Origin of the sequence: Streptomyces sp. NPDC051172, assembly GCF_040682555.1 — a bacterium.
Taxonomy (GTDB): Bacteria; Actinomycetota; Actinomycetes; order Streptomycetales; family Streptomycetaceae; genus Streptomyces.
The window spans coordinates 1-2,042 of the sequence record NZ_JBFBBE010000292.1 but is presented as its reverse complement, the minus strand read 5'-3'; the positions used below and the strand labels follow the sequence as shown (position 1 = coordinate 2,042).

General features: G+C 72.4%; 1 protein-coding gene. It reads right to left on the bottom strand.

What is annotated here, in order from left to right; all coding sequences use genetic code 11:
* Nucleotides 1–202: 202 nt before the first annotated feature.
* Nucleotides 203–2,026, bottom strand: a complete 1,824-nt coding sequence (locus AB0N07_RS50445; RefSeq protein WP_350746001.1) for a glycoside hydrolase family 13 protein — start codon at nt 2,024–2,026, stop codon at nt 203–205.
* Nucleotides 2,027–2,042 lie beyond the last annotated feature (16 nt).

The following is a 2,042-nucleotide window of genomic DNA, read 5'->3' as shown; positions in this document are numbered from 1 at the left end:
AGTCTCCGCTCGAAGGGGGGTGGATCAGGACACGCCATGGTGACTCGTGACACAGCGTTCATGCCACTTTGTCCGGTGTGATGCGAGTCATCGTGGACGTTACGTCGCGTTCGTCCGGCCGGGCCGGATGATGTGACCTCAGCCATCGCCGATTCCTCGCGGAAGGTCTGTGGCGCCCCGGCGGGGCCGGGGCGCGTCCGGCTCAGTCCATGAGCAGCCACGCGGCGGCGTCGTGCGCGAGCCGCCCGTCCTGGACGGCCTCCGCCTCCTCGAGGGAGAACAGGGCCCGGGAATGGCCCGTGGGCAGATCGACGGGATCGGTCGACAGGTTCGCCATCACGAGCACGGTGCGCGCCGGGATCGGCTCGCCCGAGCCCAGGTGCCGGCCACCGCCCGAGGTGACCGTGAACGCCAGCACGCCGCGTGCGGGGTCGTGGTGCTCGGACCAGGCGAACGTGCCCGTGCCCAGGTCGAGCTCGCCGCGGATCTGCAGCAGACGCCGGTACAGCTCGAACACGGAGCCCTCGACGCCGACCTGCCGGTCCGCCGCCAGCGCCCGGAAGGACGCGGGCTGGGGCAGCCACGGCGCGGCGACGCCCTCGGCGGCGGACGCGGGGCCGTCGTCGTCCGCGGGGGTCGAGAAGCCGTAGGACGGCTCGTCGGCGGCCCACGGCAGCGGGATTCGGCTGCCGTCGCGGCCGGGCTCCTTGCCGTCCGTGCGGAAGAAGTACGGGTCCTGGCGGTGCTCGGCGGCCAGGGTGGTGTGCTCGGGCAGTCCCAGCTCGTCACCCTGGTAGATGTACGCGGAGCCGGGCAGGCCCAGCTCCACCATCGCGGCGGCGCGGGCCCGACGGCGGCCGACCGCCTCGTCCGGCTGCTCGTCCTCGGCCGTGATGCCGGCGGGGTAGGAGCTCGGGTCCGCGAGGCCGTAGCGGGAGGCGTGGCGCACTGTGTCGTGGTTCGAGAGCACCCAGGTGTTCGGGGCGCCGACCCGATCGGCCTGCTCGAAGGACCGGTCGATCGCGTGGGTCAGCGACACGGCGTCCCAGCCGGCCATGAGGTAGGTGAAGTTGAAGGTCTGGTGCATCTCGCCGGGGCGGACGTACCGGAACATGCGCGAGAGCGGGGCCACCCACGCCTCGGCCACCATCATCGGCTCGTGGTCGTAGGAGTCCAGGACCCGCCGCCAGTCCCGGTAGACCTCGTGGACGCGGTCCTGGTCCATGAACGGGGTGAGCGGCTCGAAGGTGTCCGGGTCGAACGTGGGGTCGGCGTCCTCGCCCGCGTCCGTGACCATGCCCATGCGGGAGTGCTCGGTGTCCGGGTAGCCGGGCTGCTTGATGAGCCCGTGGGCCACGTCCACCCGGAAGCCGTCCACGCCGCGGTCCAGCCAGAACCGCAGGATGGAGCGGAACTCCTCGCGCACCTCCTCGTTCTCCCAGTTCAGGTCCGGCTGCGTGGTGTCGAACAGGTGCAGGTACCACTGGCCCGGGGTGCCGTCCGCCTCGGTCACGCGGGTCCAGGCCCCGCCGCCGAACGTGGACTCCCAGTTGTTGGGGGGCAGCTCGCCGTGCTCGCCGCGGCCCTCGGCGAAGTGGTAGCGGGCGCGCTCGGGGGAGCCGGGGCCGGCGGCCAGGGCGGCCTGGAACCACGCGTGCTCGGACGAGGTGTGGTTCGGCACGAGGTCCACGACCACGCGGATGCCGGCCTCGTGCGCGGCGGTGATCATCTCGTCCGCGTCCGCCAGCGTGCCGAACCGCGGGTCCACGGTGCGGTAGTCCGCGACGTCGTAGCCGGCGTCGTGCTGCGGGGAGAGGTAGAAGGGCGAGAGCCAGATCGCGTCCACGCCGAGCTGGGCCAGGTAGTCGAGGCGCGAGGTGACGCCGCGCAGGTCGCCCATGCCGTCCCCGTCCGCGTCCGCGAAGGAGCGCGGGTACACCTGGTAGATCACGGCGTCCACCCACCATGGCGTGACGGGCCGGTTCCGGGCTTCCGAGGGCGGGGTGCTCAGGCGCTGCGTGGTCATGGGATCCACCCTAGGC

What these genes read in the sequence shown, in the direction of transcription:
- AB0N07_RS50445 (WP_350746001.1), bottom strand. Translation starts at nt 2,026, where the DNA reads ATGACCACGCAGCGCCTGAGCACCCCGCCCTCGGAAGCCCGGAACCGG.